This window comes from Paraburkholderia phytofirmans PsJN, from assembly GCF_000020125.1.
GTDB lineage: Bacteria > Pseudomonadota > Gammaproteobacteria > Burkholderiales > Burkholderiaceae > Paraburkholderia > Paraburkholderia phytofirmans.
This window is the reverse complement of record NC_010681.1, coordinates 1,533,626-1,559,993: the sequence shown is the minus strand read 5'-3', so window position 1 is coordinate 1,559,993 and position 26,368 is coordinate 1,533,626. Positions and strand designations below refer to the sequence as shown.

At 59.7% G+C, this 26,368-nt stretch carries 18 protein-coding genes, 2 tRNA genes and 3 rRNA genes; 8 read left to right on the top strand and 15 right to left on the bottom strand.

From position 1 onward, the window contains the following. Positions 1–89 precede the first annotated feature (89 nt). The gene (locus BPHYT_RS06885; protein ID WP_012432423.1) at positions 90–1,061 is read left to right on the top strand and encodes a potassium channel beta subunit family protein; all 972 of its coding nucleotides are present in this window, start codon (positions 90–92) and stop codon (positions 1,059–1,061) included. 218 nt (positions 1,062–1,279) lie between these two features. Further along, on the top strand, positions 1,280–2,125 hold the full coding sequence (locus BPHYT_RS06880; protein WP_041758821.1) for a 23S rRNA (adenine(2030)-N(6))-methyltransferase RlmJ: 846 nt from the start codon (positions 1,280–1,282) through the stop codon (positions 2,123–2,125). A 188-nt stretch (positions 2,126–2,313) separates the two neighbouring features. On the opposite strand, the gene BPHYT_RS06875 is transcribed toward BPHYT_RS06880, so the two are convergent. The 4 genes from BPHYT_RS06875 to cueR all read right to left on the bottom strand — a co-directional run bounded on the left by BPHYT_RS06875 (position 2,314) and on the right by cueR (position 5,235). Continuing rightward, positions 2,314–3,354: an ABC transporter substrate-binding protein gene (locus BPHYT_RS06875; protein ID WP_012432421.1), complete on the bottom strand. Its 1,041-nt coding sequence runs from the start codon at positions 3,352–3,354 to the stop codon at positions 2,314–2,316. 434 nt (positions 3,355–3,788) lie between these two features. Continuing rightward, the gene (locus BPHYT_RS06870) at positions 3,789–4,133 is read right to left on the bottom strand and encodes a hypothetical protein (protein WP_012432420.1); all 345 of its coding nucleotides are present in this window, start codon (positions 4,131–4,133) and stop codon (positions 3,789–3,791) included. Positions 4,134–4,361: 228 nt separating this feature from the next. Continuing rightward, complete coding sequence (locus BPHYT_RS37150; RefSeq protein WP_012432419.1) at positions 4,362–4,508, bottom strand: DUF3563 family protein; 147 nt, start codon at positions 4,506–4,508, stop codon at positions 4,362–4,364. Positions 4,509–4,812: 304 nt separating this feature from the next. After that, positions 4,813–5,235, bottom strand: coding sequence for a Cu(I)-responsive transcriptional regulator (gene cueR / locus BPHYT_RS06865; RefSeq protein ID WP_012432418.1), 423 nt, complete (start codon positions 5,233–5,235; stop codon positions 4,813–4,815). Between the two features lie 123 nt (positions 5,236–5,358). Here cueR and BPHYT_RS06860 point away from each other — a divergent pair, with 123 nt between their 5' ends. Both BPHYT_RS06860 and BPHYT_RS06855 read left to right on the top strand, forming a co-directional pair. Beyond that, positions 5,359–5,598, top strand: a complete 240-nt coding sequence (locus BPHYT_RS06860) for a heavy-metal-associated domain-containing protein (protein WP_012432417.1) — start codon at positions 5,359–5,361, stop codon at positions 5,596–5,598. An 11-nt stretch (positions 5,599–5,609) separates the two neighbouring features. Continuing rightward, the gene (locus tag BPHYT_RS06855) at positions 5,610–6,530 is read left to right on the top strand and encodes a dTDP-4-dehydrorhamnose reductase family protein (RefSeq protein WP_012432416.1); all 921 of its coding nucleotides are present in this window, start codon (positions 5,610–5,612) and stop codon (positions 6,528–6,530) included. A 120-nt stretch (positions 6,531–6,650) separates the two neighbouring features. Here BPHYT_RS06855 and BPHYT_RS06850 read toward each other — a convergent pair whose 3' ends face one another. From BPHYT_RS06850 to BPHYT_RS06810, 9 genes are all read right to left on the bottom strand, one after another. Beyond that, the gene (locus BPHYT_RS06850) at positions 6,651–10,232 is read right to left on the bottom strand and encodes an error-prone DNA polymerase (RefSeq protein ID WP_012432415.1); all 3,582 of its coding nucleotides are present in this window, start codon (positions 10,230–10,232) and stop codon (positions 6,651–6,653) included. Between the two features lie 5 nt (positions 10,233–10,237). Then, complete coding sequence (locus BPHYT_RS06845) at positions 10,238–12,019, bottom strand: Y-family DNA polymerase (RefSeq protein ID WP_012432414.1); 1,782 nt, start codon at positions 12,017–12,019, stop codon at positions 10,238–10,240. After that, the gene (imuA, locus tag BPHYT_RS06840; RefSeq protein WP_012432413.1) at positions 11,919–12,758 is read right to left on the bottom strand and encodes a translesion DNA synthesis-associated protein ImuA; all 840 of its coding nucleotides are present in this window, start codon (positions 12,756–12,758) and stop codon (positions 11,919–11,921) included. Before imuA ends, BPHYT_RS06845 begins: the two co-directional genes overlap by 101 nt. A 314-nt stretch (positions 12,759–13,072) precedes the next feature. Then, a 5S ribosomal RNA gene (rrf, locus tag BPHYT_RS06835) occupies positions 13,073–13,186 on the bottom strand. A gap of 205 nt (positions 13,187–13,391) precedes the next feature. Beyond that, positions 13,392–16,271 (bottom strand): 23S ribosomal RNA (locus BPHYT_RS06830). Positions 16,272–16,592: 321 nt separating this feature from the next. Next, a tRNA-Ala gene (locus BPHYT_RS06825) sits at positions 16,593–16,668 on the bottom strand. Positions 16,669–16,736: 68 nt separating this feature from the next. Then, positions 16,737–16,813 (bottom strand) — tRNA-Ile (locus BPHYT_RS06820). A gap of 79 nt (positions 16,814–16,892) precedes the next feature. After that, a 16S ribosomal RNA gene (locus tag BPHYT_RS06815) occupies positions 16,893–18,423 on the bottom strand. Together the 16S, 23S and 5S rRNA genes with 2 tRNA genes alongside form the textbook arrangement of a ribosomal RNA operon. A 497-nt stretch (positions 18,424–18,920) precedes the next feature. Next, complete coding sequence (locus tag BPHYT_RS06810) at positions 18,921–20,036, bottom strand: AI-2E family transporter (protein ID WP_012432412.1); 1,116 nt, start codon at positions 20,034–20,036, stop codon at positions 18,921–18,923. 270 nt (positions 20,037–20,306) lie between these two features. Between BPHYT_RS06810 and BPHYT_RS06805 the strand changes: the two genes are divergently transcribed. The 4 genes from BPHYT_RS06805 to BPHYT_RS06790 all read left to right on the top strand — a co-directional run bounded on the left by BPHYT_RS06805 (position 20,307) and on the right by BPHYT_RS06790 (position 24,248). Then, entirely contained in the window at positions 20,307–21,521 is a 1,215-nt protein-coding gene (locus BPHYT_RS06805) for a DUF2863 family protein (RefSeq protein WP_012432411.1), read from the top strand. 234 nt (positions 21,522–21,755) lie between these two features. Continuing rightward, the gene (locus BPHYT_RS06800) at positions 21,756–22,634 is read left to right on the top strand and encodes a response regulator transcription factor (RefSeq protein ID WP_012432410.1); all 879 of its coding nucleotides are present in this window, start codon (positions 21,756–21,758) and stop codon (positions 22,632–22,634) included. 112 nt (positions 22,635–22,746) lie between these two features. Next, on the top strand, positions 22,747–23,421 hold the full coding sequence (locus BPHYT_RS06795) for an energy-coupling factor ABC transporter permease (RefSeq protein ID WP_041758346.1): 675 nt from the start codon (positions 22,747–22,749) through the stop codon (positions 23,419–23,421). Between the two features lie 170 nt (positions 23,422–23,591). Then, a complete protein-coding gene (locus BPHYT_RS06790) occupies positions 23,592–24,248 on the top strand; it encodes a BspC domain-containing protein (protein ID WP_012432408.1) in 657 nt (218 codons plus the stop codon). Between the two features lie 119 nt (positions 24,249–24,367). On the opposite strand, the gene BPHYT_RS06785 is transcribed toward BPHYT_RS06790, so the two are convergent. Further along, entirely contained in the window at positions 24,368–25,522 is a 1,155-nt protein-coding gene (locus tag BPHYT_RS06785; protein WP_012432407.1) for a M14 family metallopeptidase, read from the bottom strand. Positions 25,523–25,555: 33 nt separating this feature from the next. After that, a complete protein-coding gene (gene yaaA, locus BPHYT_RS06780; RefSeq protein ID WP_012432406.1) occupies positions 25,556–26,338 on the bottom strand; it encodes a peroxide stress protein YaaA in 783 nt (260 codons plus the stop codon). Between the last annotated feature and the right edge of the window lie 30 nt (positions 26,339–26,368).

Below are 26,368 nucleotides of genomic sequence, written 5' to 3'. Positions count from 1 at the left end.
CTGCATCGGTAAACTGCGCGTCGAAGCGTATCTCTTTAAACTGGACGTTTCGGCAGAATTCCGGTGGCATCACCAACAAGGAGGAATGCATGAATTATCGACGTCTGGGCCGTTCCGGCCTGCAAGTCAGCGAACTGTCCATCGGCTCGTGGGTCACCTACGGCAATCAGGTGGACACCCACGCGGCACGCGAATCGCTCGCGGCCGCACGTGACGCAGGAGTCAACTTTTTCGACAACGCCGAGGTGTATGCCGGCGGCAAGTCCGAAGAAATCATGGGCCAGGCGCTCAAGGAACTGGCGTGGCCGCGCGTGAGCTACGTGGTGTCGACGAAATTCTTCTGGGGACTCGCGGAAGCACCGAACCAGTACCACACGCTGAACCGCAAATATCTGCTGAACGCGATCGATGCGTCGCTCAAACGGCTGCAGCTCGATTATGTCGATCTGGTGTTCTGTCATCGTCCGGACCCGAACACGCCGGTAGAGGAAACCGTCTGGGCCATGAGCGACATGATCACTCGCGGCAAGGCGCTGTACTGGGGCACGTCCGAATGGAGCGCCGACGAAATCCGCGCCGCTTACGACATCGCGGAGCGTCATCATCTGCACAAGCCGGTCATGGAGCAGCCGCAGTACAACCTGTTCCATCGCAAGCGCGTCGAGGAGGAATACAAGCGGCTTTACGAGGATATCGGCCTCGGGCTGACTACCTGGAGCCCGCTCGCATCCGGCTTGCTGACCGGCAAATACCGTGACGGCGTGCCGGCCGACAGCCGCGCGCAGTTGGATGGTTACGACTGGCTACGCAAGCAGGTCACCGACGCGGGCAAGAACAACGTGGTCGGCAAGCTCGGCGAAGTGGCTAACGAGTTGGGCTGCACGATCGGTCAACTCGCCATTGGCTGGATTCTGAAGAATCCGAATGTCAGCACCGTGATAACGGGTGCGTCGCGGGTCGAACAGATCGGCGAGAACATGAAGTCCGCCGACGTGGCCGCACGGATCACGCCGGAAGTCAAAACGCGAATCGAGGAAATCATCGGCGACGCGCACGACTGATCGGACTCGGGTGAACGCGTGACATGGCCGTGGTCGCACTGCGGCCATTGCAGCGTTACGCGTGCAACCCGCTGCAATGCGCGGTGCGCAACGCGGCGTCGCGTACAATACGCGACCGCGCTGCACACCGGCGCCGTATGTTCATTGTGCAGCCGCATTGCATCCGCATCGCCGAATCCGCCCTGGAGCGGCGCGCCCTCTTTCAGCGTCTCCTCATCATGCTCAGCTACCGCCACGCCTTTCATGCAGGCAATCACGCCGACGTTCTGAAACACGCCGTCGTGTTGCAGCTTCTGCGCTACCTTGGCCAGAAGGACAAGTCCTACTGGTATATCGACACGCATGCGGGCGCCGGCGTCTACTCGCTGAAGGAAGGTTACGCGACCAAGACCGGCGAGTTCCAGAGCGGCATCGGCAAACTGTGGGGGCGCAACGATCTGCCGCCGATGTTCGCCGACTACGTCGACGAAGTGAGCGCGCTCAATCCGGACGGCCAGTTGCGTTTCTATCCCGGCTCGCCGTATATCGCGTGGCGGCAGATGCGCGAACAGGATCGCATGCGCCTGTTCGAACTGCACACCACCGAAATCGACGTGCTGCGCCACAATTTCCGCGACGCGGGCCGTCGCGCGATGCTGTATGCGGGCGACGGCTTCGACGGCATTCTCGCCTTGTTGCCGCCGGCCCCACGCCGGGCGTTGGTGCTGCTCGATCCATCGTATGAGGACAAGCGTGACTACATCCGCACGCTGCGCTGCGTCGAAGAAAGCCTGAAGCGTTTTCCGACGGGCACTTATGCCGTCTGGTATCCGCAGGTGAGGCGCCCTGAGTCGCAGCGCTTCCCCGACCAGCTGAAGAAGTTGCAGGACAAGAACTGGCTGCACGTGAGCCTGACCGTCAGCAATCCGCCAGAAGATGGTTTTGGGCTCTTCGGCAGCGGAATGTTCATTCTGAACCCGCCGTATACGCTGGCAAAAACGCTGAAGGACCAGATGCCCTGGCTCGTCAAGGCGCTCGGTGAAGACAAGGCCGCGCAGTTTAAGGTGGAGTATCGCGGCGACTGAGTTTCTTGTTGTGGGCTGCGAGGTTTTGTTGGCCGCGAGGGTTTTGCAGCCTTCACGGTTTTGTGGCTTCTGAGCTTTTGCGGCCTCCGAGCGTACAGTTCGCCGAGCCGGCCTAGCGTCGTTTTCGCCGGCCACGCGCGCACGACGCGCGCGGCCGGTCCAGTTGCTCAGTCAGCCCAAGCTACCGACTATTTAAGCTGCGCCGCGGCCTTCCGGGCGAAGTCGTTGGTATAAGTCGCGTTCAGGTCGATCTTTTTCGGATCGAGCCGGTTATCGAACGAGGACAACGCGCGCAATGACGTCGCCGGGCCGTCAGCAGGCATCAAGCCGTCGGGCGAGTAAGCGTCGCGCACGTTGTGAAAGGCCTCCACATAGAGCGCCGAATCGTTGAGCAAATAGGCCGGCGGCACCATCTTCAGCAGATCGGCGTCGCTCGCGCTCTGCAGCCAGTGATCCGCGCGCACGATGGCATTGGCGAGCGCCTGCGTGGTCTTCGGATACTTCTGGATGAAATTGTCCGAGGCATAAAGCGTCGCTGCCGGCATCGTGCCGCCGAATACCTCCTGCGTGCCCTTCACCGTACGCGTATCGACCAGCACCTTGATCGCGCCGCTGCGCGACAGCTTGGTCATCATCGGATCCACGTTGGATAGCGCGTCGATCTGGCCGCCGCTTACTGCCGCGAGCACCGAGGCGCCGCTGCCCACGCCGATCGCCGAAATCTCGTTACGCTGCACGCCGGCCTTGCGCAAAGCCACGGTGAGCACGAGATCCGTCGACGAACCCGGCGCGCTCACGCCGACTTTGGCGCCTTTGAAGTCCGCCAGAGTCTTGAGCTGATCGGCCTTCGATTTCAGCACCGCGACGACGATTTGCGGCGCGCGCCCCATCAGCGCAAACGCCCGGTAATGCTGCCCTTTCTCCTGCATGAACAGCGTGTGCTCGTACGCGCCGGCGCCGACGTCGGCGCTGCCGCCCACGACCGCTTCCAACGCCTTCGATCCGCCCGCGAAATCCTCGAGCGTGACGTCGAGGCCTTCGTCCTTGAAGTAGCCCAACTGTTGCGCGGCGAGCACCGGCAGATAGTAGAGGCCCGGCAGACCTCCGACGGCCATGGTCAGCGCGGGTTTTTCCGGTGTGTCTTTGGCAAGCGCGGCGCCCGGCAACGTGGCCAGCGCAAGCAGCGTAACGCAGGCGCCGGCGGCCTGTCGCATCCAGTGGGTGTGCATTCGATGTCTCCTTATTCTGTTTTTCGTTCGATGCGGTCACGCCGGGCTTGATGTGTGGCCCCAGTCAACGGCGAGAGACCGCGCGCGATGATTGTCGTCGCACGGTTGCGCCCGCGCCATGCGCCCAAACCCCAATGGCGCACGTGACGCGTCGGCGCATGAGTTGCCGATTCTTTGTCTGCGCTCGCGTTAAGGCCGCGCTGTTGTCGTTGGTCGACGAGGGGAAATTGAGTCAATTGAGTGCGCGCTCATGCGGGCACTCGTACGTCGGCGAGTTGGTTATGCAGGGAAAGGCATTGAATAAGATGGGAAGCACTGCCGTGAGAAGTCGCGTCTCCAGCACTTGCCAAGTGCCGCGTCGCTGGACCACGCTGCAGTTGCGCTGGCGCGGGCCGCCACATGTTGCGACCGGATCTGACGCAGAGAGCGAGCGCCTATTGCGGCCGAGGCGCTGGACGAGGCTGCGGTTGCGGCGGCAACGTACCTCCTCCTGTGGGCAACTGTATATAAGGCGCCACAACGATCGGGATCGACGAATTCGGCGCCAGCTCGGCCGGCGTCGCGATGGGCTGCGCTTCGACGATCGGCTGATGCGAAAGCGGCGCGGTCTGCAGCACGGTTCCGCTCTGGCCGTCGTTGATGCCGTTCTGCGAATCGAGAATCACCGGCTTACGCGCGCTGGCCGACGCCGCATAAGCGCTCGACACGGCGAAGGCCGTGCTCAGCGAGATTGCAATTGTCACGGTCAGAATGGATTTGAGCGGGCGAACAGGTGGCATGGGCGGACCGGTTGAGTTTGGGAAAGCCGGATTTCGCGGAAAACGCTTTACCTTACCGCGACGGTCGCCGCGAGGCTAGTCGATATTCGCCACGCGTAGCGTTCAAGCGCCGTCCGGCTGAAATACTCGTAGTCCAGATGCGACAAAGCCCCGCTTAGACGGGGCTTGATGCTTTTACTGCCGTGGCTGCGATGAACGCCGCCGGGTCAAACGCGATGCCGATGAAACTTACAGCGAGTAGCCGTTGGTTTCGAGCGAGCGGATGCGCTGTTCGAGCTGGACGATGTCCGACGACGATGCCAGGTAGGCTTCGCGACGGGTGCGTTCAGCGGTTTCAAACCAAGTGCTCAGCTTTTCAAGTACGTATGCAAACATGATGTTCTCCAAGGATCAGATTGAATCCCCGGTGGATTGGGCATCAGGGATTTCCCGTAAAAGGGTTAACCCGGATTATAGCCCTATAGTGCAACCTGGCTAGTGAAATGCCCGCATGACGTGCATTCCGATTTGGAATGGTGCACGCGCGTGGTGCGCGTAAATGCCTGATTTAATTCAAGTTGAGATCGGATTTCAGCGTCATTCGATGTCGCCCCATATTTTTTAGCCCAACATTGGTGCAAATTCCGCTGCGGTTGCGACAAATCGAAGGACAAGGTTGCACCCGCGGCAAAACACAATCTCAAATCGGATGACAACCCTGCCCCGAAACCAGATCAGTGTCGGCGAGGCGCTCGATAATCGGACAGTCAGGACGATCGTCGCCGTGACAGTGGTCGGCGAGATGCGCCAGCGTGTCGCGCATGTCGGTCAGTTCTGCGATGCGGCGATCGAGTTCCGCGACGTGCTCCAGCGCAATCGACTTCACCTCGGCGCTAGCCCGCGAGCGATCGTGCCACAGCGCAAGCAGCCTTCGAATATCCTCGATCAGAAAACCAAGCCGGCGCGCCTGGCGAATGAAGCGCAGCGAGTGAACCTCTTGCGGACCGTATACGCGATAGTTGGCGCTGGTACGCGATTTCGCCGCCAGCAGGCCGACGCTCTCGTAGTAGCGGATCATTTTCGCCGTGAGGCCCGACGCGCGGGCCGCTTCACCGATATTCATGGCCGTTTCTCCAGTGTGTGCGTCGATCGTACACCTTCCCATAATGGGAAGGTCATCCACTGAATTGCGGATCGGCAGGCATAATTCAACCGTCGCACTATCCATTTCCCCGAGGCAACCCCGATGACGATCGAATTCCAGGTAGAAGGCATGAGCTGCCAGCATTGTGTGACGGCGGTCACGAACGCCATCCGCGAACACGATAGCGGCGCGCAAGTCCGCGTGGATCTGGCGTCCGGGCGCGTCGCGGTGGAATCGGCGCAACCGGCCGAGACGCTGAAGGCTGCCATCGACGAAGCCGGCTACACCGTGACGGGCATCACGAGCGGCACGGCCAGCGGCTCGCCCGGCGCGGCCCGTTAAGCGAGTTCATCATGTTCAAAGTTGCCGTCATTGGTGCCTCCGGGCTGCTTGGCCGCGCGCTCGTCGACGAACTGGCGCAGCAGAGCGATTGGCAAGTCGTCGCCACAGCATTCAGCCGGCCGGCGCCGGGCAAGGTCTCGCTGGATATCCGCGACGCGCGGGCGGTCGAGCAGTTCGTCGAACGCGAAGCACCGGACGCGCTCGTGATTGCCGCGGCGGAGCGTCGGCCGGACGTGTGCGAGCATGATCCCGCGCTGGCGCGCGCGCTGAATGTCGATGCGGTGCGCACCCTTGCCAGCGCGGCAAACCGGCGCGGCGCATGGACGCTGTCGATCTCTACCGACTATGTGTTCGACGGCACGCACCCGCCCTACCAGCACGATTCCGTGCCCGCGCCGCTCAACGCCTATGGGCATAGCAAGCTTGAAGGCGAGCACGCGCTGACTGAATCGACTGACCTCGGCTGCGTGTTGCGTCTGCCGCTGCTGTACGGGCCGATCGTCAGTTGGGCGGAGTCGGCCGTGACGAGTCTCGTGCCCGCGATCGCCGGGTCGGCGGCGCCGGGGAGCAAGCCCGCCGTCATGGATGCATGGGCGATCCGTTACCCCACTTTCACGCCGGACGTCGCGTTCGTAATCCGCCAGATGCTCGAACGGCATGCGCAAGGCGACGCGATCCGCGGCATCGTGCAATGGTCCGGCGACGAACCGATGAACAAGTACGAGATCGCCGTGCGCCTTGCCGAAGCGCTGCAACTCGACGCGCATCTGACGCCGCAAGCTACGCCGACCGATTCGACGCCCCGGCCGCATAACTGCCACCTGGCTTCGAGCCGCCTCGAGGCGCTCGGCATAGGCCGGCGCACGCCGTTCGATACGGCGATTCGGCAAGTGTTAGCGGCATTTCCGTGGCGCGGCGCCGCACACGCATAGAACGTTTTGTCTGGCAGGTGCGATTGAGCGCGGTAAGTCGCCCGCGTTGTGCTTCGATCGATGCGCGCCGGCACGACGGTCTTACGTCGAGCCGGTGCGCTTGACTACCGCGAACCGGCCTCAATGAAAATCGCGGCTCGCCGTGGCCAGTTCACCCAGCCATTCGCTATGGTCTTCGAGACGATGAGCGACGAGATGGATCACTTCACCCTTGTTCTTCCGCTTCCCCTTAGCCTGATTCGCGCTCACTCCGTTGCCGGCCTGGTCGCCGCCGGTCGCCACGCCGTCGTCGCGCTGCAAAACGCCGTAGACCGCCAGCAACGATGCGCCCAACAAAACCTTGCGCTGCTTTTCCACCAGTGACGGCCAGACGATCACATTGATCGAACCGGTCTCGTCTTCGATGGAAACGAACACCGTGCCGTTTGCCGTGCCCGGCCGCTGCCGCACGGTGACGATGCCGCACGCTCGCGCCAGCGTGCCGTGCTGACACGCGGCGAGTTCGGCGGCCGTGCGAAAACGATGCTGGGCAAGGCGTGCACGCAAAAGCGCAAGCGGATGACGATTGAGCGTAAGGCCAAGGCTCGCGTAGTCGTCGACGATTTCGCGGCTTTCGGCTGCCTGCGGCAACATTAGCGGCGCTTCGGCGATCGGCGCATCGCGCAGCAGTTTGGGCACCGTGTGCTGCGCCGTCACGGCCCACCACGCTTCGCGTCGATGTCCCGCGATACTGACCAGCGCGTTCGCCGCGGCAAGCGCTTCGAGATCGCGCCGCGTCAGGGCCGCGCGTCGCGCCAGATCGTCGACATCGGTAAACGGCGCCTCGTTCCGGGCGGCCATGATGCGTTCGGCCGCCGCTTGCGAGAAGCCCTTGATCAGATGCATGCCGATGCGCACAGCGGGACCGCGCGCGCCATAAGTGTGCGACGGTTGAAACACGCGGGCAGTCAATCGCTGCGCCGCGCGCCGGACCGTCCTGCTCACCGTCAGACGCCGCAGCGAAAGATCGCGCAATTGCTGCGCGGATAGTACGGCCTGCTGACGATGCAAACAGGTTTCGTCCGCTGAGATCCGTTGTCCTTCATGACCACGTCTCTCGAATGTCGACTCCCAATCGCTCAAGGTCACGTCGGGCGGCAATACCTCGACGCCGTGACGCTTTGCATCCTGAACGAGTTGCGACGGCGAATAAAACCCCAACGGCTGACTGTTCAGCAAACCCGCCAGAAAAGCAGCCGGTTCATAGCGCTTCAACCATGCGCTGAGATAGACGAGCAGCGCGAAGCTCGCCGCATGGCTCTCCGGAAAACCATATTCGCCGAAGCCTTCGATCTGTTTGCAGATGCGGTCGATGAACTCCTGTTCATAACCACGCTTGAGCATGCGCTCGTTCAAATCCTTCTGATACTTCGCGAGGTTGCCGCTGCGCCGCCATGCGGCCATTGCGCGCCGCAACTGATCGGCCTGCTCACCGGTATATTTCGCCGCAACCATCGCCAGATGCATGACCTGTTCCTGGAAAATCGGCACGCCGAGCGTACGTTCGAGCACGGGACGCAATTCATCCTTCGCGTAGTCGACCGCCTCGAGCCCCTGCTTGCGGCGCAGATAGGGATGCACCATGCCGCCCTGAATCGGCCCGGGCCGCACGATCGCCACTTCGATCACGAGATCGTAGTACTTGTTGGGCTTCAGACGCGGCAACATGCTTTGCTGCGCACGCGATTCGATCTGAAATACGCCGATCGTATCGGCATGGCCGCACATTTCGTAGACGGCGCGATCCTCACGCGGAATATCCTGCACACTGAACTTCGGAAAGCCACGCCTCAACGCGACGAATTCCAGCGCGCGCCGGATCGCCGACAACATGCCGAGCGCCAGCACGTCGACTTTCAGCAACTTGAGCGCGTCGATATCGTCCTTGTCCCACTCGATCACGCTGCGGTCTTTCATCGTCGCGTTCTCGATCGGCACGAGTCGCGACAGTTTGTCTTTCGCGATCACAAAGCCACCGACGTGTTGCGACAGATGACGCGGGAAAGCGCGCAACTCCTTCGTGAGACGAATCAGATTCTGCGTGATGTGCGAATTGGCGTCGAAGCCCGCTTCAGCCAGATATTTGGCGACCGCATCCGTGCCGTCCCACCATTGTTGTGACTTGCTGATCCGCTCGATCAACGACACCTCGAGACCCAGCGCCTTGCCGACGTCCTTCAGTGCGCTACGCGCGTGATATGTAATCAGCGACGCAGTCAGCGCCGCCCGATGACGGCCGTACTTCGTATAGATATATTGAATGACCTCTTCGCGCCGCTGATGCTCGAAGTCGACGTCGATATCAGGCGGCTCGTTGCGCGCGCGCGAGATGAAACGCTCGATCAGCATGTTCATGTGCACCGGATCGATTTCCGTCACGTGCAGGCAATAACAAACGATCGAATTCGCCGCTGACCCTCGCCCCTGACACAGAATGTTTCTGGAGCGCGCGAAACTCACGATATCGTGCACCGTCAGAAAATACTTTTCGTATTTCAGATCGGCGATCAGCCCTAACTCCTTTTCGATCTGACCGATTCGCTTCAGGTCGATGCCCTTGGGCCAGCGCTCCATCGCGCCGGCCATAACCAGCTTGCGCAGATAGCTCGATGGCGACTCGCCGGCGGGCACGAGTTCCTCGGGATACTCATACTTGAGTTCGTCGAGCGAAAAGCGGCATAGCGCGGCGATACGCAGCGTTTCTTCCAGCGTATCGCGCGGATACAGTTTGCCAAGCCGCACGCGCGTACGCATGTGCCGCTCCGCGTTCGCCTCGAGCGCATGGCCGCATTGCGATAGCGGCGTGACGAGGCCGATGGCGGTCATCGTGTCCTGCAACGGCTTGCGCGATCGGGCATGCATGAGAACGCCGCCTGCCGCGACCAGCGGCAAACCGCTCGCTTTTGAAATCATGCGCAAGGCGTCGATCTGAAGATCGTCGCTGCCCGTTTGCCAAAGTTCGAGCGCGATCCATGCCCGTTGTGCAGCGAACGAGGCGAGCCAATGCGCGCAGCGCAGCGTATGCGAAAGCGTCGCCGTGCGCTGCGGCACGAGCATCAGTACGCAATCGGGTAAGGTTTTTAGATGCGCCAGATGGGGTAAGGAGGCAGTGAAGTCGGATGGACCGAGGCGATAGCTGCCTTTGTCCGCGCGCGAGCGGGCTAGCGTAATCAGTTCGGAAAGGTTGCCGTAACCGTTGCGGTTGGTTGCTAGCGCAACGAGGGTGCAGAAGGGATCGCCGGTTTCGTCGGTGAGATTGAGTTCGCTGCCGATGATCAGGTGAGGGAGGGGTTTTGGTGCCTCGGCTTCTGCAGTTTCCTGTGGCGCGGTTTCCTGTTGCGACGCTTCGATTTGTGTCCCGTCTTCCGAAGGCGCTTCCGATTGCGCAGTGTTTGCCTTGTCCTCGCGCTCTTTCTGCTGACGCTCCCGCTCCGTTTTGATTTCCTTCAACGCCGTGTGAGCGCGCACGACGCCGGCCAACGAGCATTCGTCGGTGATGGCGAGCGCGCTGTAGCCGCGCGACATCGCCTGCTCGACGAGCTCATGAGGATGCGATGCGCCCCGCAGAAACGAGAAATTAGTCAGGCAATGCAATTCCGCATACGCCGGCAACTGAGTGGCGAGTGGCTGCTGCACGAGGAGTGACGGCTGGGTTGGTGGCATGATGGTCAGCCGAACAGACCCTGCAAATACCACTCGCCGTTAAGGCGTTCGCGGTATACCCAGAACATGTGACCGCGGTCGTCGGCCGCGACATAGTAATCGCGCTCTACCCGGTTGCCGTCCCACCACCCTGCTTCGATCCGCTCGGTGCGCGTGAGCATTTTCAATGGCCGACGATAGATGGGCCGCTGGTCGCGCATCATCAGGCGCAGCGGTTTGTCGAGCATCCAGACCGGGCGAGGCTGCGACGGCAACACACTGTCGGGTAGATCGAGCGAGGTTTGGGTATCGGCCGGTTGGGAGTCGGATCGGCGATTGTTTCTTGCGTTGGCTGTTTCGTTTAGGTGTTGGGCTGCTTGTGCCGCTAGTGCCACTCGCGCAAGCGCATCGCCGTCTGCGCGCCCCTCTTCCGCCGATGCGGCGTGCTGCAATGCATCGGTCAGCCAGGCGTTGTCTGCTTTAACTTTTGTCCGGGCTTTCGCCGGCGAACGCTTCTTGCGCGAAAACGCTTGCGCCTCGTAGGCTTCGACGCGCATTGCCCGCTCGGGACGATGATCGTCCTGCACCGACATCTGCAGCACATTCTCCGGCCCCAACCGCGCGCTCAGGCGTTCGAGCAGACGCGCAATCGAATCGCCATCGGATTCGGGCATGGGAAACAAGGTGTCCGACTGCCCGGCATATTCGCCAATTTGATCCGCAACCAGCTTCAACTCGATGACCGGTGCCGCCAGCACGGTCTGATTCAATTTTTCCCGCAGCAACCAGATCAGATGCTCGGCATCGCGCGACGGTATGGCCCACGCGACCTTCAGGCTCGATGTCGTCGGCGCATGACGGGACGCCAATTCATGCTCGAGCAGCAACGTATAGCCGCTGAGCGCCGCGTGATGCGCGCTCAGCCAGCCGGCCAGCTGCACGATCAGCCGACGCGCGGCGAACAGCAAGGCATCCGCGTTGTCGACCCGCGAGGGCAATTCGAGTTGCGCATGAAACGACGCCGGCGCACGAAACGATTCGCGTGGGTCCGGGCGCGTGCCATACGCTTGTGCCAGCAGATCCAGAATGCCGCTGCCGAAACGTCGCACGACACCGGAGCGCGGCAATTGACGCAAATCGGCCAGCGTCGTGCAGCCGACGTGCGCAAGCGCATCGCGATGCGCTTGCGTGACCGGCAGCAACGATACCGATAAACCATCGAGGACACGCGCAAGCGACGTCTCCTTGATCACGTGCCAGCGATTCTTCTGCCGAACGGCGCGAGCCTGCGCCAATAGCCACGCTCCCCAGGCAGTCGGCGCACAGGCGATGCGCGCCGTGTAGCCGAATTCCGCCACCGTGGCCGACACCCGCGACAACAACGCACGCAAGCCGCCGAACAACCTCAACCCGGAGCCGACTTCCAGCAACAGGGTATGCGCTTCGGTAAGCGACACTTTCGGCGTGTACGTCAGCAAGGCAAGCGCTATGGCTTCGAATGCCTGAGTTTCGCGGGCGGTATCGGCGGCAAGCAGTTCGAGCCCCGGCGCCAACGCCAAGGCGTACGAACGCGAATGACCCGCGTGCACGCCGGCGCGCAGCGCATCCAAATCCGGCATCAGAATGTGCGCGTGGTCGGCTAGCGCGTAACAACGCCCTTCGACGATGTTGTCGGCATCGTGAAGTTGGCTTGTCTCGTCGCGCGATTCACGCCGATTCGGCTTCGCGAGCGAACCATCCGGGAGCGGCGTGAGAGGCTTCACCGCTTCCAGCGACAAGAGTGGCAATGTGACTGCGATCCACAGCATGTTTAATCTCTGGCCCTTGATGGCCACCCACTCCGTTTTCCGGCAACAAGACGCTTTGTAAAGGCAAAACGAGACGAAGAGGCTCGGCTAGCGGCGGCCCGCGACGCTTGAAGATGTCGATCGACACACCAATCTCCTGCAACCATTGACGACGGTTGATCGTCTGCGCATTGGCCGGTAAGAGCGGCTCGCAGATCATTCGCAATGGCGCCGGGGAAGATTGCGTGGCGGCTTCGACAGGCCGGATCAAAAATGCCAGCGATGCCGACTCCTGGGCCGCTACCTGCAGACGCCTGACCTTGTCGGCGCGCGCATTCGGCAGCCAAACCAGGACCGCGCCGATGCCATCCTGCTTCAAGGCCTGAGCAGCGGCCCACAAGGCCTGATCCTCACTCGAGCGCACCCATAAGACTCGCTCGACATCGACACCCCAGGCTTTCAATGCGGCAGCGCATGGCTGATACGGAGGCGCCACGAGCATGACATGCCGCTTGACGTGCTTCGTCAGATGACACAGCGCATGGGCCAGTAGACGTATTTCACCAACGCCACCATGCTCGATCAACAATTCCGTCAGACCGCCAGCTGACCAGCCTTGCCCCGGCAACAAACAATCCAGCGCGGCATAGCCGCTGGAAATCACACGCGAGTCTGCCTCGGCAAGCTCATTGCCCTGCCACACCTGACGCCGCAATTGGGACGACAGGGCGGATGTCGCAAGCTGAATCGCTGCTGCCATAGACACGCTCTTGAATTAGGGAATGCTCCGCCCTGCCCGGCATCGAGCAAGCATGAGGTGACGAGTTTTCACTGTATATTTATACAGTATTTTGGAGTGGATGTTAAGACTGAGGGATGCTGTCGGACTGTCGCAGGAACGGTCTGGGGAAGTGATGAATGCTTTTTTAGGACGTAAGCGTCATGGCAGTACCGTCTAGATAGGTACGGCAAAAGTGAAGGCGGCCGTATTGCGCGGGATTGTCTGAGTATTTCTGCGGTGTAAACGCAGAAACCCCACCTATGTTGGGGTGGGGTTTCTGATGCTGCAGGGGAGCCTGACGATTACCTACTTTCACACGGGTAATCCGCACTATCATCGGCGTGGAGTCGTTTCACGGTCCTGTTCGGGATGGGAAGGGGTGGGACCGACTCGCTATGGTCATCAGGCTTTGACGGGTTGCTGCCTCGCTCGGGGAGCGCTGCAGCCAATCTGGAAGAAGTAGTTTCTGGTGATGCTCACCAGGGGTAAAGCGGTTGGGGTTGTGTTGATTCTGGCACAACACGATCACTGAACCTGAGTGTTCCTGCCCCCTTCGGGGGTTGACCTGAGTAAGCGCTGAAGCGCTAACTCATGTCGAAACACACCTGTTATAGGATCAAGCCTTACGGGCAATTAGTATCAGTTAGCTTAACGCATTACTGCGCTTCCACACCTGACCTATCAACGTCCTGGTCTTGAACGACCCTTCAAGGGGCTCGAAGCCCCGGGGATATCTCATCTTAAGGCGAGTTTCCCGCTTAGATGCTTTCAGCGGTTATCTCTTCCGAACATAGCTACCCGGCGATGCCACTGGCGTGACAACCGGTACACCAGAGGTTCGTCCACTCCGGTCCTCTCGTACTAGGAGCAGCCCCCTTCAAATATCCAGCGCCCACGGCAGATAGGGACCAAACTGTCTCACGACGTTTTAAACCCAGCTCACGTACCTCTTTAAATGGCGAACAGCCATACCCTTGGGACCGGCTACAGCCCCAGGATGAGATGAGCCGACATCGAGGTGCCAAACACCGCCGTCGATATGAACTCTTGGGCGGTATCAGCCTGTTATCCCCAGAGTACCTTTTATCCGTTGAGCGATGGCCCTTCCATACAGAACCACCGGATCACTATGACCTGCTTTCGCACCTGCTCGACTTGTCGGTCTCGCAGTTAAGCACGCTTATGCCATTGCACTATCAGCACGATTTCCGACCGTACCTAGCGTACCTTCGTACTCCTCCGTTACACTTTGGGAGGAGACCGCCCCAGTCAAACTGCCTACCATGCACTGTCCCCGATCCGGATTACGGACCAAGGTTAGAACCTCAAACAAACCAGGGTGGTATTTCAAGGATGGCTCCACGCAGACTGGCGTCCACGCTTCAAAGCCTCCCACCTATCCTACACAGACCGGTTCAAAGTCCAATGCAAAGCTACAGTAAAGGTTCATGGGGTCTTTCCGTCTAGCCGCGGGGAGATTGCATCATCACAAACACTTCAACTTCGCTGAGTCTCGGGAGGAGACAGTGTGGCCATCGTTACGCCATTCGTGCAGGTCGGAACTTACCCGACAAGGAATTTCGCTACCTTAGGACCGTTATAGTTACGGCCGCCGTTTACCGGGACTTCAATCAAGAGCTTGCACCCCATCATTTAATCTTCCGGCACCGGGCAGGCGTCACACCCTATACGTCCACTTTCGTGTTTGCAGAGTGCTGTGTTTTTATTAAACAGTCGCAGCCACCAGTTTATTGCAACCCCTTCACCCTTTGCGCGCAGGCGCATCAGGCTACAGGGGCGTACCTTATCCCGAAGTTACGGTACCAATTTGCCGAGTTCCTTCTCCCGAGTTCTCTCAAGCGCCTTAGAATACTCATCTCGCCCACCTGTGTCGGTTTGCGGTACGGTCCTGTTAAACTGAAGCTTAGAGGCTTTTCTTGGAACCACTTCCGATTGCTTCTTCACCGAAGTGAATGGCCTCGCACCCTTGAATTCCGCGCCCGGATTTGCCTAAGCGCCTTCTCCAATGCAAGGACCGGGACTTCCAACACCCGGACAACCTTCCGCGATCCGTCCCCCCATCGCATTTAACAATGGTGCAGGAATATTAACCTGCTTCCCATCAGCTACGCATTTCTGCCTCGCCTTAGGGGCCGACTCACCCTACGCCGATGAACGTTGCGTAGGAAACCTTGGGCTTACGGCGAGGGGGCTTTTCACCCCCTTTATCGCTACTCATGTCAGCATTCGCACTTCCGATACCTCCAGCACACTTTTCAATGCACCTTCGCAGGCTTACGGAACGCTCTCCTACCATGCACATAAATGTGCATCCGCAGCTTCGGTATATTGCTTAGCCCCGTTACATCTTCCGCGCAGGACGACTCGATCAGTGAGCTATTACGCTTTCTTTAAAGGATGGCTGCTTCTAAGCCAACCTCCTGACTGTTTTAGCCTTCCCACTTCGTTTCCCACTTAGCAATATTTGGGGACCTTAGCTGGCGGTCTGGGTTGTTTCCCTCTTGACACCGGACGTTAGCACCCGATGTCTGTCTCCCGTGATTGCACTCTTCGGTATTCGGAGTTTGCTATGGCGTAGTAATCCGCAATGGACCCCACAACCATGACAGTGCTCTACCCCCGAAGGTGATACACGAGGCACTACCTAAATAGTTTTCGGAGAGAACCAGCTATTTCCAGGTTTGTTTAGCCTTTCACCCCTATCCACAGCTCATCCCCTAACTTTTCAACGTTAGTGGGTTCGGACCTCCAGTACGTGTTACCGCACCTTCATCCTGGCCATGGATAGATCACCTGGTTTCGGGTCTACACCCAGCGACTGAATCGCCCTGTTCGGACTCGCTTTCGCTACGCCTGCCCTAATCGGTTAAGCTTGCCACTGAATGTAAGTCGCTGACCCATTATACAAAAGGTACGCCGTCACCCCTTGCGAGGCTCCGACTGTTTGTATGCATGCGGTTTCAGGATCTGTTTCACTCCCCTCCCGGGGTTCTTTTCGCCTTTCCCTCACGGTACTGGTTCACTATCGGTCGATCACGAGTATTTAGCCTTGGAGGATGGTCCCCCCATCTTCAGACAGGATTTCACGTGTCCCGCCCTACTTGTCGTACACCTAGTTCTTCCTCGCTGTTTTCGTCTACAGGGCTATCACCTGCTATGGCGGCACTTTCCAGAGCCTTCGACTAACAATGAAGATAAAGAGTACAGGCTGGTCCCATTTCGCTCGCCACTACTCTGGGAATCTCGGTTGATTTCTTTTCCTGCGGTTACTTAGATGTTTCAGTTCACCGCGTTCGCTTCTCATGACCTATGTATTCAGTCATGGATGACCCATTCGGGCCGGGTTTCCCCATTCGGATATCGGAGGATCAAAGCTCGTTTGCCAGCTCCCCTCCGCTTTTCGCAGGCTACCGCGTCCTTCATCGCCTGTGATCGCCAAGGCATCCACCACATGCACTTGTTCGCTTGACCCTATAACGGGTGTGTCTCGCACGCCCTTCACTGGGAAGGACCGTGGCTGCCACACTCGCTACAGGTTGAGTATTCGTGTTGCGCCGTATTCCAAAGCAATCTTTCGATCACCTTTTCATACATTGATACAATCACAACCCTGATTCACCTACTCGCACACCCATCTCTAAGCATGCTTTCGTGAATCTCTTTACTACTTCTTCCTGATTGTTAAAGAACGACAGCCGATATCATGGTTGCTATAACCATGTATCACTCTGACTGGCTCAATCGCCAATGCACAGCACTCTGCTTCTCACAGCAGCGCTACGCATTGAGGATTGGTGGAGGATGACGGGATCGAACCGACGACCCCCTGCTTGCAAAGCAGGTGCTCTCCCAGCTGAGCTAATCCCCCAGTCATGCACAGACCATCATCTGTTGCCACTCAGGGGTTTTGCCGGTCAGCCATCGCAGACAAGACAATGGTGGGTCTGGATGGATTCGAACCATCGACCCCCGCCTTATCAAGACGGTGCTCTAACCGACTGAGCTACAGACCCCTGAGTCTGTCTGCGTTTCTGTCTTTAATTCACAGCCGATAAGCGTGAGCGCTCAACACGATTGACACGTGAGCTCGAGAAAGGAGGTGATCCAGCCGCACCTTCCGATACGGCTACCTTGTTACGACTTCACCCCAGTCATGAATCCTACCGTGGTGACCGTCCTCCTTGCGGTTAGACTAGCCACTTCTGGTAAAACCCACTCCCATGGTGTGACGGGCGGTGTGTACAAGACCCGGGAACGTATTCACCGCGGCATGCTGATCCGCGATTACTAGCGATTCCAGCTTCACGCACTCGAGTTGCAGAGTGCGATCCGGACTACGATCGGTTTTCTGGGATTGGCTCCCCCTCGCGGGTTGGCGACCCTCTGTTCCGACCATTGTATGACGTGTGAAGCCCTACCCATAAGGGCCATGAGGACTTGACGTCATCCCCACCTTCCTCCGGTTTGTCACCGGCAGTCTCCCTAGAGTGCTCTTGCGTAGCAACTAGGGACAAGGGTTGCGCTCGTTGCGGGACTTAACCCAACATCTCACGACACGAGCTGACGACAGCCATGCAGCACCTGTGTTATGGCTCCCTTTCGGGCACTCCCACCTCTCAGCAGGATTCCATACATGTCAAGGGTAGGTAAGGTTTTTCGCGTTGCATCGAATTAATCCACATCATCCACCGCTTGTGCGGGTCCCCGTCAATTCCTTTGAGTTTTAATCTTGCGACCGTACTCCCCAGGCGGTCAACTTCACGCGTTAGCTACGTTACCAAGTCAATGAAGACCCGACAACTAGTTGACATCGTTTAGGGCGTGGACTACCAGGGTATCTAATCCTGTTTGCTCCCCACGCTTTCGTGCATGAGCGTCAGTATTGGCCCAGGGGGCTGCCTTCGCCATCGGTATTCCTCCACATCTCTACGCATTTCACTGCTACACGTGGAATTCTACCCCCCTCTGCCATACTCTAGCCCGCCAGTCACAAATGCAGTTCCCAGGTTAAGCCCGGGGATTTCACATCTGTCTTAGCGAACCGCCTGCGCACGCTTTACGCCCAGTAATTCCGATTAACGCTTGCACCCTACGTATTACCGCGGCTGCTGGCACGTAGTTAGCCGGTGCTTATTCTTCCGGTACCGTCATCCCCCTCAGGTATTAACCAAGAGGTTTTCTTTCCGGACAAAAGTGCTTTACAACCCGAAGGCCTTCTTCACACACGCGGCATTGCTGGATCAGGCTTGCGCCCATTGTCCAAAATTCCCCACTGCTGCCTCCCGTAGGAGTCTGGGCCGTGTCTCAGTCCCAGTGTGGCTGGTCGTCCTCTCAGACCAGCTACAGATCGTCGCCTTGGTAGGCCTTTACCCCACCAACTAGCTAATCTGCCATCGGCCGCCCCTGTAGCGCGAGGTCCTAAGATCCCCCGCTTTCATCCGCAGATCGTATGCGGTATTAATCCGGCTTTCGCCGGGCTATCCCCCACTACAGGACACGTTCCGATGTATTACTCACCCGTTCGCCACTCGCCACCAGGGTTGCCCCCGTGCTGCCGTTCGACTTGCATGTGTAAGGCATGCCGCCAGCGTTCAATCTGAGCCAGGATCAAACTCTTCAGTTCAAACCTGTTACTGTTTTTCGGTTGTTTTACCAACCGGTCGCTCACTCAACGTACTGACGAATGATCTCTCCATCTTTCAATGGAAAAACCTTCCTTTCATTACTGTGTGAGACTTGATACTTTCGCTTCCAGCAAACCCCGAAGGATCCACTGCGCGTCGCGCATCAAGCGCCCACACTTATCGGCTGTTAATTTTTAAAGATCGATTCCGCATTCACCACCAAACCGGCACCGCACGCCGCTGACATCTATCATCAGCATTCCAACTACCCGGCACCGCTTCGTTCTGCGTCGCTGCATCAGCAGCAGAGAAACGAGATTATGAAGAACTTTCGCTACGCCGTCAACAGGTTTTTCCAACTTCCTGAACCTGCCCGCTTCGCTGAAAGCCTTGCCATTGCTGGCTCTCCCGCTTCCCGTGCCTCGTTGTCCGAAGCACGAAAGAGCGAGATTCTAGCGACCCACACCCCGCCTTGCAAGCGTTATCTGGAATTTATTCAAGGCACCTTTTTTACGGGGCCCGGGTCATCGACAACAAGCGCCTTCACGTCCGGCACCAAGGCGCGCGCGGCCGGCGCGCCAATCGTCCAGTCGTGGAGTACGGTATATGCGACCGCCAGCAAAGTCGGTCCGATGAAAACCCCAAGGAAGCCGAAAGCAAACGCACCGCCCAGTATACCTAGCATCACGAGGATCAGAGGCATGTCGCTATTCTTGCCAATCAGGATTGGCTTGATGACATTGTCCGACATGCCGACCGCCAGCACGCCCCACACCACCAGGAAAATCGCCCATCCCGTCGCGCCACCGTGGTACAGCCAGATTGCCGCAGGCAACCAGACGACAACAGGACCGCCCGGTATCACCGACAGGAAGAATGTCGCCAACCCGAGCAGCGCCGGCGCCGGAACCCCGGCGATCCAGCATCCGAAACCGGCCAAAATGCCTTGCACGAGCGCCGTGCCGAGAATTCCGTACACGACACCTTTCACCGTGCTACCAGCCAGCGCCAGCAGATAATCGGCACGCTCGCCCGCAATACGTCGCATGCCCGCATTCAGCCAGGCAGCCGCGCCCTCTCCCCCTGTATAAAAGAAGAACGCCAGCACAATGCTCAACGCCAGCAGCCCGAGACCATGCGTAACAGCAATCGCGGCCGCCAGAATCCACTTGCCGGCAGGCGCAGCGAGCGTACGCAATTGCGCGATCAGTTCCGAATTGCTACTTGTAAGCCGCTCCCAGAATGCCTCGATGTTAGAACCCACCAGCGGAATCCGGGCAACCCACGGCGGCAAATCCGGCAAGCCGGCCTCGAAGAGCCGCTGCACCAGTGCGACGATCTCGTGCACGTGCGCTCCAAAGGCAAAGCCCGCGTAGACGAACGGTCCAAGCACCACAATCAGAATGATCAACACGATCAACGTGGCGGCCCCTTTGCGACGCCCGCCCAAAGCTGCGGTCAGTCGCCGGTACAAGCCCCACGAGCTATAGCTGAGAATCGCGCCCCACAGCAGCGCGGTCGTGAAAGGCGCCAGCACCAGCAGCGACCCGCCCACCAGAATAATTAGCGCGAACACCGCGGCAAGACGTTCGATCAGTTGGTCCGATTTCACGATGAATCTCCTGTTGCGCCAAACTCCGGTGTCGAGCGGACGTAAGTTTGCAGAGCGCTCTCTGAAAGGGTCAGTATAGAAGCGCGGCATGCGCCCGGGGCGTCTTATATCATCAGGCCAGGTCGCGTAACAAAGGCCCGACGGGTCCGCTCAATAGTGCTGATTTTCCCTGTAGAAACGTCCTAATTCATCCGGCATTGCCGGCCAAACAATATGGCGGCATAGAAAAGACTAGAATATAAGGTTCTGTGCACCCCAATTTCCGGATTTATGCGCTCGCGAATCGCCAAACGTCTCCCCCCCGATGCCGACAAGCTTGTCGGTCTCTCGCTCGCGCTTTTCGCGTCGGGCAGCCGCACCGAGGACCGCTTCTGGGAAGCAAAACTCGACGCGCTGCTGGCCAAAATCGTCCGCAACGCCAACCAGACTACGCTGGACGCCGCGCTCGATCATCTGCAGCAAAATCATCCCGATGCCTACGGCGCGCTCGCCGATATGGCGGAAACCCATAGTGAATCGTTCATCGTCGAACACGAAGGCGTGCCTTACGAGGCGCTGCTGATCGCCGCGCCCGTGCTCGCGTGGACGCGCTACATGATCCCGTCCGGCCCGCTCAAGGCCGACGCCGCCGACGCCCTGCGCGCGCATCTGCAAGCGCATGTGCTCGCGGCCAACACGCGGGTCGCCATGGCGCCGTTCCTGTACAGCATCGATCAACTGCCGCGCCACCATGTCGAAACCTGGCGCATCGCCCAGCAACTCGCGCAGGCGGCCACGGCTGGTGGCAACGCCAAACTGAATTTCGGCGAGTTGCCCGAAACTTCGCCGATTCTCGCCGACCCGCGCTTCCTGCTGGCCGTGGTCGCGGCGCCGGTCGGCGAACCCACGTTCCGCTGGCAGGAAGAAGAACACGGCAACCGGATCGAACGCGGGCAATGCCTTGAACAATGGGCTACGCAAGGTGGCGCCAATCTGTCGCTGGTGTTGCCGGGCTGCGAATTCGAGTGCCTGCTGCCAGACGCCTATTACTCGGCCTGCCGCGACGCCGACGAACGCGTGCGCCCTCACACGGTGCGCACTGCCGTGCGCTATCTGTTCGACACGATCGGCGCGGCGCCGCAGGAGCTGCGCGCTGTTGTCGCAGGCTTCGGCGAACGCCGCATCGACGAATACCGCGTCGGCTTCACGCGCCGCGGCAGCAATGATGTGATCTACGGCGTCGTGTGGCCACTGTACGGCCGTGAGAACGGCGAGCCAGGCATCGACGAAGAGCCGCAGGAAACCGCCGCATCGGACGACCCACTCGAAGAAATCGTCGCGCTGCTCAAGGAAACCGGCGTGACCGAAGTGCGCCGCCATGCGGGCCGCTTCGAGCCAGAGTACTGTGACGACTGCGGCGTACCGCTGTATGCCGATCCGCTCGGCGAAATCGTCCACGCCGAAATGCCGGAGGACGCGGAGCCCGCGCAGCCGCACTTCCATTGACCATCCTCGCCGGCGCATTTTGCGCGTCGGCGTCGACATAAAAAAGCCTCGCCGTGCGCGAGGCTTTTTTGTGCCCGTTCGGTTTTACGTCATTCCTCTTATGCCTTTTGGACAGGCCGTCAAACTGAAGGGAATTTGTCATCATAGGCATAACGGCGCATCACAAACGCATCCGGCTCTCACAAGCCGTGCGCAGGCATCGCGCCACTTTGCCCGACTCATCTGGAGACATGCATGCGATTCTCGATACTCAACTCAGACGCCGAACGACGTGACGGGCTCAAAGCACTGCTGCGGCAAATCGACCGCCTGGCGCGTTTCAACGAGGCACAAGACTGGCGTCAGGTCGAACGCACGCTCAAACGTCAGCGGCCCGATCTGCTGCTGGTCGATTGGGAGGACTGGATGTCGATCGCGGACGTTCGCCATCTGCTCAGCCATTACCCTGATCTGCGCGTTGCCGTGCTCTCAGATCAGATCTCGCCGGCCGCGGTGCGAGATCTCATGGACGAGGGCGTGCTCGGCGTCGTGCCGCGCGACACCGATCCTTGCCTGATCGTGCGCGCGTTCGAAATGGTGCTGCTGGGCGGGCACTACGTACCGCCTGGCGCGCTGGCGCTGGATCCTCCGCTGCCACCGGACATCACTATCCGGCCGTTCGACGAAAAGAGCCCGCCACCGCGCCGCGCCAGACTGGCCAACGTACTGTCGCCCCGTCAGCAGCAGATCATGCGCTGCGTCCATATGGGGAGCACCAACAAGATGATCGCGCGCACGCTCGGCATTAGCGAGGGCACCGTCAAGATCCATTTGACCAGCATATTCCAACAGCTCGGCGCGCCGAACCGCGCGGCCGCGGTCGCGCTCTATAACGGCTGGCTGTCGAACCATTTGCAAGTGCTGCGCAATGGCGGCGACGGCCCGGTGCGCCCCATCATGGGCCAGCCCGGCGTAGTGCCGTTACGGCGTCGCGCGCGGCGGCGCTTTCAGTATCCGTTGCCGGCTAACGACACCGCGGCATTGTTGCCCATGGCGGCAGAACCAGGTGCACCGTATGGCGATGCACCGTCCACCGGGCCCGCATCGGACCCGCTCGCACAAGGTCCTGCATGAAGACAGCCGGCGTGCGCAGCAGAATCCGGGCGAGCAACTTCCGGCAGCGTTTGCGCCTGCTGGCATGGAATCCGCTCACACCTTTTCTCGTCCAACGAGTAATATGAGACTTATGGGTTTCCTCTACACACCGCTTCCGTTCTGGGTCGCTGTCGGTGGCTGGATCGCCACTGCGATAGTGGTTGCGCTCGCGCTGTGGAAAAATCCTTTCAAACGACTTCAGGACGGCACACTGCAGCATGTCTGGCTTGCGATCATCGTCGCAGTCTCGGTGCTGTGGGCAAGTAATGCATGGCTCGACGACGGCACGGTCATGCATCTGCTCGGCGCCACGTTAGTCGTCACGTTGTTCGACTGGGCGTTGGCGCTGATCGCCATGGCGGTGGTCACGGGTCTTGCCGCCGTAGTCTTCGACGCGCCATGGCAGGGCCTCGCACTCACGTTCCTCGTGTACGGTGCACTGCCGGTCGGCATTTCCACTTTGCTCCAGCGCATCAGCATCGCGTGGCTGCCACGCAATCTGTTCATGTTCATCCTCGGCCAGGGCTTTGTCTCGCCTGCCATCGCCGTGTCGCTCACGGCAGCCGCCGCCCTCGGCATTCATATCGCGCTCGCCGACGGTTCCATGACCGTGGTGCCCGCCGGCTACGCGTTCAGCGTGTTCCTGCTTGCCACCGGGGAATCCTGGTTCACCGGCATGTCCACGGCTTTGATCGCGGTCTACCGTCCTGCGTGGGTCACCACTTATGATGTGCGGAGATACCGGCTGGGCGGACCACGCACCTGACACTCACGCGGGCACCGAACGCGTACTAACGGTGATCGGTGACTCCGCCACGTCGGGCTGCCCGCGCCCACACACTACCAACAGGACAAAATATTTGTGTCAGGATTGAACTCCGCCCTCTTGCCGGGCATCTTACGTGCCTCATGTCTGATTAGCGTCTAACTACCTAGATGGATCGCACCAACGTACCGCGCCGATTGCTGCGGATGGTCGGCCGGTTGGCAACATGTGCGGCGAGTCTCTCGCTCATATGCTCTGCTCCCGCATTCGCCGATCAACTCGAACAGCACAACGATCTCGTCAACAAATTTGTCAATGACTTGCACGCGGACCCGCTCGTTGCGGACTGCGCGGCTCATGGCAACTTTGTCGCCAGCACGTCGACCGCCTTCGACCATGTCGAATTTCCCCCTAGTTCGTTCGACAGCGCGCATGCGTCGGTCACGCCGTGGAACGATTCGTTCGACGAGGGCAAGCAGCGCGTCAAGGTAGACAATATTGTCACCGTCGAAGGGCTCGGCATCCGCCAGAGCGGCAGCGGCGATCCCGCCGATCTCAAATTCCGCTGCGGCTACGTCGGCGCGCAGATGCTGGCGTTCAGCTGGAACGATCCGGTGCCGCCGGCCCGCGCGCACAGCTCGGAACCTTCGGGGTCGCGTGCATCGTCGGGCAAGCATAAGAGCGCCAAAGGCAAGCACTCGGCGAGCGGCAAGACAACGAAGAAAGCCACCACCAAGTCCACCAAACCGAGCTCGGGCAAATCGTCGCGAACAAGCTCGAACAAAGCAACTGCCAAGAAGACGCCGGCGAAGAAAAAAACCCAATAGCGGCTCAAGCTTTCAAGCTTGCGGCAGCCCCTCGCCAGCGAGGCAGATCAACCAGGCGCCCCAATGAAAACGAGGCACACACCTCACGGTGTGTGCCTCGTTTTCATGTGCAGCGATGTTCAAGCAAATGTTTCTACGTGCCGCAAGATCGCCTGCAACATCGCAGCGCCGAGCGCCGCGCTGCGCTCGCCGTTCCAGCCCACTCGTTCGTCGGGCAGATTGGCATTGTCTTTGAACGGCATCTCCAAAGTCAGCGACAGGCAGCCGAATTCGTTGCCGATGTACTTCGACGCCAGCTTCAGTGCGTCCTCGCGATACTTGCTCGCAGCGTAGCCATACTTGTCCTGGAAATCAGGACTCGCCTGCTTGAATGCTTCAATGAACGCTTTCTGTTCCTGTCCTTGCCTTTCGGTGAAACCGGGCAGCATTTCGGAGCCGGCCACGAACACATAGGGCAACGCCTCGTCGCCGTGAATATCGAAGAACAGATCGCAACCCGTGGCATGAATTGCGTCGCGCACCGCCAGCACTTCAGGGCTGCGCGCGGCATCCGGCTCCATCCATTCGCGATTCAGATTCGCGCCAGCGGCATTCGTGCGGAGATTGCCGTGCACGCTGCCGTCCGGATTCATGTTCGGCACGATGTAAAAGACCGCGTGATCGTAGAGCTTGCGCGCGACCGGGTCGCCCGCCCAATCGCCCCAACCCGCGAGCCGCTTCACGAGACCCTCGATAAACCATTCGGCCATCGTCTCGCCTGGATGCTGGCGCGCGATCAGCCAGATCTTCTTCTTGGGCGTGTCGCCAGTTTGCGGCGTGCCGAGCGTGAGGAGCGACACGGGCCGGCCTTCGACGGTCGTGCCCAACTCAGTGAGCGTGGCCTGCGGCATCTGCTGCACCGCGCCGAGAAACTCCGAGTGGCGCTCCTCGCTGTACGGCTCGAAGTACGCGTAGTAAATACGGTCGAAATCCGGCGTGTGATCGATCGTCAGCACGCGGCCGTCGTACGAGGTAGGCACGCGAAACCAGTTCACGCGGTCGTAGCTCGCCACTGCCTGATAGTCGCGCCAGCCTTCGGCAAAGGCACACGCGGCCGCATTCTCGAAAGTCATCACGCAGCGTTCGCCCGCGGCGCCCGACAAGCGGAAATAAAACCATTGCGCGAACTCGGCATGACTGTCCGGCCGCACGCGCAAGCGGATGTTGCCCGCCTCTTCGCAGGAGAGCACTTCGATCGCACCCGCGTCGAAGTTGCTTGTAATCGATAACGTCATGATGTTCTTCCCTGCTTGTCCGCGCGGCGACGCTTATTCAACGACGCGGCGGCGGAATACGTAAGTGGAATCGTTCGAGGCTTCGGCGTCGAACGCGTAGCCGTCGGCGTCGAAGTCCTTCAGTTGCTCGGGCCTGTCGATGCGGTTCTCAACGGCATAGCGCGCCATCAGTCCACGCGCGCGCTTTGCGTGGAAGCTGATGATCTTGTAGCGGCCGCCCTTCCAGTCTTCGAAAACAGGCGTGATGATCGGCGCTTCGAGCAGCTTCGGCTTGACCGATTTGAAATATTCGCCCGATGCGCAATTCACCAGCACGCGCGACGCCACCGCGTTCTTCTTCAGTTGCGCATTCAACGCCTGTGTGATCCGCTCGCCCCAGAACGCGTACAGATCCTTGCCTCGCGGGTTAGCGAAACGCGTACCCATTTCGAGCCGGTAAGGCTGCAGCAGATCAAGCGGACGCAGCAAACCGTACAGGCCGGACAACACGCGCACGTGATTCTGCGCATAGTCCAGATCGGCCGATGACAGCGTCTTCGCGTTAAAGCCCTCGTACACGTCGCCGTTGAACGCCAGCACCGCCTGCTTGGCATTGTGCGTGCCGAACTTGGGCGACCACTCCGCGTAACGCTGGAAATTGAGGTGCGCGAGTTGATCCGAAATGTCCATCAAGGAAGCGATCTGCTGCGGCGACAAACGGCGCAATCCGCCGATCAATTCGGCCGCGTCGTCGACAAAATCGGGGATCGTGTGCTTTCTGACGTGAGGCGGGGTTTCGTAGTCGAGCGATTTCGCCGGCGACAGAACGATTATCATAGAGGCTTGCAGGCACGCCGTGCCTGGCGG